The 5,762-nt window shown below is 52.9% G+C and carries 4 protein-coding genes; all 4 read left to right on the top strand.

Annotation, left to right across the window (positions count from 1 at the left end; genetic code table 11):
- Nucleotides 1–241: 241 nt before the first annotated feature.
- Nucleotides 242–1,012 carry an exodeoxyribonuclease III gene (locus QVO97_RS12155; RefSeq protein WP_022360584.1) on the top strand — a complete coding sequence of 257 codons (771 nt, stop codon included), beginning with the start codon at nt 242–244 and terminating at the stop codon, nt 1,010–1,012.
- Complete coding sequence (locus QVO97_RS12150; protein WP_022360583.1) at nt 1,009–2,877, top strand: ABC-F family ATP-binding cassette domain-containing protein; 1,869 nt, start codon at nt 1,009–1,011, stop codon at nt 2,875–2,877. The genes QVO97_RS12155 and QVO97_RS12150 overlap by 4 nt, the downstream gene beginning before the upstream one ends.
- Nucleotides 2,878–2,925: 48 nt before the next feature.
- Nucleotides 2,926–4,947, top strand: coding sequence for an alpha amylase C-terminal domain-containing protein (locus QVO97_RS12145; protein ID WP_022360582.1), 2,022 nt, complete (start codon nt 2,926–2,928; stop codon nt 4,945–4,947).
- Nucleotides 4,948–4,975: 28 nt separating this feature from the next.
- Nucleotides 4,976–5,762, top strand: a 787-nt coding sequence (locus QVO97_RS12140) for a S8 family serine peptidase (RefSeq protein WP_288189764.1), incomplete at its 3' end; no start/stop codon positions are given.

The following is a 5,762-nucleotide window of genomic DNA, read 5'->3' as shown; positions in this document are numbered from 1 at the left end:
GAAACAGATCTGTGAATGCGCCGCTGGCTCTTCGCACTATCGTTGTTCGCTTGCTTTTACTACACTTGTTCGTCTGTGTCGGACTTGCGTCCGCCCCATTCGGACAAGCGTGTTCAAGATGCGTACAACTGATAGGCGAAAGCCTGCTCTGCATCCACAGACCAGTTTCGGAGCGTCTGCCACCTGCCTGCTGTCTTTTTATGTATCGGAAAAACCTTATTTGATAAAAAGGAGAGATAGAATGAAAAAAATGATTTCCTGGAACGTAAATGGCTTGCGGGCGTGTGTGGGAAAGGGATTTCTGGATGTATTTCATGAGCTGGATGCGGATATTTTCTGTATTCAGGAGAGCAAGCTGCAGGAAGGGCAGATTGATCTGGAGCTTCCGGGGTATTATCAGTATTGGAGCTATGCGGAGAAGAAGGGATATTCGGGAACGGCGTTGTTTTCGAAGGAGGAGCCGCTTAGCGTGAGCTACGGTCTCGGCATTGAGAAGCACGATCATGAAGGGCGCGTCATTACGGCGGAGTACCCGGATTATTATGTGGTGACCTGCTATACGCCGAACTCCCAGAATGAGTTGGCGAGACTTCCGTATCGGATGCAGTGGGAGGATGATTTCCGCCAGTTTTTGAAGAAGCTGGAGGAGAAAAAGCCGGTTATTTTCTGTGGCGATCTGAATGTGGCACACACGGAGATTGACCTGAAAAATCCAAAGACGAACCGGAAAAATGCCGGATTTACGGATGAGGAGAGAAGCAAGTTTACGGAGCTTCTGGACTCTGGATATATCGACACGTACCGCTATTTTTACCCGGATAAAGAGGGCGTTTATTCCTGGTGGTCGTACCGGTTTAAGGCACGCGAGAAGAATGCTGGGTGGCGGATTGATTATTTCTGTGTTTCCAAGAGCCTGAAGGACCGGCTGGCGGGCACGCAGATTCATACGGAGATACTGGGTTCGGATCACTGCCCGGTAGAATTACAGATAAAGGATCGGGATGAGACATGAATTTACTGACAGCAGAACATCTGAAAAAATCATATACGGAACGGCTGCTTTTTGATGACGTGGCATTTTCCATCGGTGAAGGTGATAAGATTGGTCTCATCGGCATCAACGGAACCGGAAAATCTACTCTTCTAAAGATTGTAGCCGGTCTGGAAGAGCCGGATGAGGGTACGGTGGTAAAGGGACGAAATCTCTATATCCGTTATCTGCCTCAGAATCCGGAGTTTGAACCGGGACGGACCGTCTTAGACTGCGTGATCCGGGAAAATATGGCGCATGAGCACGCCTGGGATCTCGAGGGCGATGCGAAATCCATGCTGAATAAGCTTGGAATCACCGATTATAGTGCCAAGGTGGAGACACTTTCGGGCGGACAGAGAAAGCGCGTTGCGCTCGCAGCGGTGCTGTTATCAACGGCGGATCTGTTGATTTTAGACGAGCCGACGAACCATCTGGACAGTGCGATGGCGGACTGGCTGGAAGAGTACCTGAAAAAATTCCGCGGCGCGCTTCTGATGATCACGCACGACCGGTATTTCCTTGATAACGTGACGAACCGCATCGTCGAACTGGACAAGGGAAAGCTGTACAGTTATCAGTCCGGTTATGAGGGCTATCTGGAATTAAAGGCAGAGCGCGAGGCGATGGCGGTGAGCTCGGAGCAGAAACGGCAGAATATCCTGCGGACGGAGCTGGCGTGGATCCGGCGCGGCGCACAGGCACGCAGCACGAAGCAGAAAGGGCGTATTCAGCGCTTCGAGGCGTTGAGTGCGGTGGAAGCGCCGAAAGTAGATGGAAATGTGGAGATGAGCTCGATTTCCAGCCGTCTCGGACGGACCACGGTCGAGGCACACCATCTTCATAAGGCGTATGGTGACCGCCTCCTGATCGATGATTTTTCCTATATCTTCTTGAAGGATGACCGCATCGGCATCATCGGACCGAACGGCAGCGGCAAATCGACGCTGATGAAGATGATTACCGGCTGGGTGAAACCGGATTCGGGCGAGACGATCATCGGCCAGACCGTAAAAATGGGTTATTTTTCACAGGAAAACGAAGATATGGATCAGTCGATGCGCGTGATCGATTACATTAAAAATGTGGCAGAGTACGTGCGGACGGCGGACGGGCTGGTATCGGCATCCCAGATGTTGGAACGGTTCCTGTTCCCGTCCCATATGCAGTACACGCTGATCGGCAAGCTGTCGGGCGGCGAGCGGCGCAGACTCTATCTGCTTCATATCCTGATGGGCGCGCCAAACGTCCTTCTGCTCGACGAGCCGACCAACGACCTCGATATCGGCACGCTGACGATTCTGGAGGATTATCTGGATCATTTCCAGGGGATCGTGATTACGGTATCGCATGACCGGTATTTCCTTGACCGCGTAGTGCGCCGGATCTTCGCCTTTGAGGGCGGCGGCTCGATCCGTCAGTATGAGGGCGGCTATACCGACTATCAGGCAGCCTGCGGGGAACGCATAGCGGCAGAGATGGAGGAATCCGGTCAGGAACACGGCAGAGGCCAGAAGACCGGAGGCGCTTCTGGTGCGGGAACGTCAGATGCAGCGGAGACGGCAAAGGATAAAAACCGCGGCCGCCAGCGCGAGAAAAAGCTCAAATTCAGCTATATGGAGCAGAAAGAGTGGGAGACGATCGAGGATGATATCGCGGCGCTGGAAGAGGCAATCGCGGATCTGGAGCAGCAGATGCAGGACTCTGCCCGCGATTATACGGCTCTGAACGGCATCATAAAGGAAAAAGAGGAAAAAGAAGCTCTTTTGGAAGAAAAGATGGACCGCTGGATGTATCTGAACGATCTGGCGGAGAAAATAGAAGCGCAGGCGGCTGCACACAAATAGGCACTTTTGGAACCGAAAGTGCCGTATGAAAACGTGGAGGGGATACAGGTGAAAGCAGAAAAAATCGTGAGACAGAAGATAAGAACCCCTGATTTTACACCGGGAATCAAGCGGACAGAGACGGGAATGCACTTGTGCGTCGAGGCACCGGGGACATTCTGCCATCTGACAATTTATGAGACAGGTAAAAAACAGGGTGTCCGGATCCCATTTTCCCCGGAAGAACGGGTGGGGGATCTCTGGATGATGGAGCTTGCGGGCGATGATTTTTCGGGACTGGAATACACGATCGAGACCGAGCAGGGGGAGCTGCCGGATCCGTGCGGGCGCATCTATACAGGACATGAGCGCTGGGGCGATTTAAAAGCGGCGCTCCGTCCGGTGCGCTGCCGTTTCCCGGAAGAAACGTATGACTGGGAAATGGATCAGCCGCTGAAACATCCGTATGATGAGACGATCCTGTACCGGCTGCATGTGCGCGGATTTACCCGTCATACTTCTTCCGGCACCGGGGAGCGGGGAACGTTCCGTGCGCTGACGGAGAAAATTCCCTATTTAAAGGAATTGGGTATCACAGCAGTTGAATTAATGATGCCGAATGAATTTCAGGAAGTGATGATGGAGGATGGGGCAGACGGGAATCCGTATGCGACCGGGACACCGACCGGACGGCTCAATTACTGGGGCTATGGGGCGGGATACCTGTTTGCGCCGAAAGCTTCGTACACATCCGGGAAAGAGAAAGAACCGGAGCGGGAATTTAAGGATCTGGTGAAAGAATTTCATAAAAATGATATTGAAGTGCTGGTTGAGCTTTATTTTACCGGCGAGGAGAGCGCGGCACTGGCGCAGGAGGCGGTTCGTTTCTGGGTTTACGAGTATCATGTGGATGGCGTGCACCTGTCCGGGTTTGCGCCGGCCGAACTGCTGGCGTCGGATCCGCTGTTAGCCGATACGAAGCTATTAGCTGGTTCCTGGGATGGCGTGCGTGTGCCAAAAACGGCAGCGGCACCGAAGCTGCGGGAGCGCCGCTGGCATCTGGGCGAGTACAATGAAGGATTTTTGATCGATATGCGCCGGGTATTAAAGGGCGATGAGGATCAGGTCGGTCGTCTCATTTACCAGACACGCCGGAATCCGGACGCGTATGGCGTGATCAACTATATGGCGGCGACAAATGGCTTTACGATGATGGATATGGTTTCCTGTGAGCAGAAGCACAACGAAGCGAACGGGGAGAATAACCGGGACGGAAGCGATTATAATTATACGTGGAACTGCGGCGTCGAGGGCACGACGCGGAAAAAGAAGATTGTGCAGATGCGGAAAAAACAGCTCCGCAACGCATTTTTGCTGCTCTTTCTGAGCCAGGGAACGCCGATGTTTTTAGCGGGTGATGAGTTCGGCAATTCCCAGAACGGCAACAATAATGCTTACTGTCAGGACAATGAGATTTCCTGGCTCAACTGGCATCAGCTGGAGACGAACCGGGATATTTACGAATTTGTAAAATATATGATAGCGTTCCGCAAAGCGCATCCAGTGTTCCATCTGCCGGTGGAGCCGAAAAATATTGATTACCTCGTCTGCGGACACCCGGATGTTTCCTACCACGGCGTCAAAACATGGTGCCCGGAGTTTGAAAACTTCCGCCGCCAGCTCGGCATTCTCTACTGCGGCGAGTACGGGCGAAGAGCGGATGGCACCAGCGATGACTATTTCTTTGTCGCCTACAATATGCACTGGGAGCCGCATGAATTTGATCTTCCGAAACTTCCGAAGGGAATGCAGTGGACTCTCTGCATCAACACAGACGACGCAGACAATAACGGAATCTGTCCGCCGGAAAGCCTGGAGGCAGGGCAGGAGCCGCAGGAAGAGCTTCGCCAGTATATGGTTCCGCCGCGGAGTATTCTGGTATTTCGCGGCTTTAAGTCAATTTCCGGTCCGGCATCCGAAAAGGATGGCAAAAAAGCCGGGAAAGTGGTAAAATCGGTAAAACGGCAGATTGTCAGAAAAGAACCGGAAAAGGAAGCGGAGACTGTGGTTGCGGCAGCGCGCGAACTGTAAGAACGGAATTGAAAGAGGATAAAGCAAGTTGAAAAAGAAACTTTTTAGAGGGCTGGCAGCCGCCCTGTGTGCTGCCATGATGGCAGGGAGCGCGGCGCTTCCGGCATATGCGGCGGGTCCGTCACGGGAGTCGGTTCCCTATACGGATTCCTATGCCTCCTATCAGTGGGCTTTTTTAAATACAGGTGAATTGCGTCTGGTGCCGAGCCATACGGCGGCAGTGGATGCAGCGATTGGGGCGATTACCGGCAGCCCGGCGCTCTCAGCAGATGGAACGGTCCGTTCTCTGGAAGGGATCGATATGAATATTGTCCCGGCCTGGAAGAAATATGACGCGAAAAGTGGAAAACGTCAGGTGATTGTGGCGCTGATTGATACGGGAGTTGACATAACTCACCCGGAGCTTAGCGGTTCGATCTGGACGAATACGGGGGAAATTCCGGGCGATGGCATTGACAATGACGGAAATGGTTATATCGATGACGTTTACGGCTGGAATTTCTATGATAATAATGCCCAGGTATTTACCGGGACGGATGACAATCATGGTACCCACTCGGCGGGCACGATCGCGGCGGCGAGAAATGGAGTCGGAACGGTTGGAATCTGCGATCCGGCGTATGTGAAGATCATGGTGATCAAGACGCTTGGAACATCGTCCGGTGTCGGAACCGTCAGCAACGTGGTTAAGGCGATCCGGTATGCGCAGGCGAATGGCGCGTCGATCTGCAATCTGAGCTTTGGCACGATGAAATATAGCGAGGAGCTGTATCAGACGATCAAGGATTCGGGGATGCTGTTTATTGTGGCGGCTG

Source organism: Clostridium sp. CAG:43 (genome assembly GCF_000434655.1).
GTDB lineage: Bacteria > Bacillota > Clostridia > Lachnospirales > Lachnospiraceae > Otoolea > Otoolea fessa.
Note: the sequence above shows the minus strand (reverse complement) of the source record. Positions and strands in the feature narration are given on the sequence as shown.

What these genes read in the sequence shown, in the direction of transcription:
- QVO97_RS12150 (WP_022360583.1), top strand. Translation starts at nt 1,009, where the DNA reads ATGAATTTACTGACAGCAGAACATCTGAAAAAATCATATACGGAACGG.
- QVO97_RS12155 (WP_022360584.1), top strand. Translation starts at nt 242, where the DNA reads ATGAAAAAAATGATTTCCTGGAACGTAAATGGCTTGCGGGCGTGTGTG.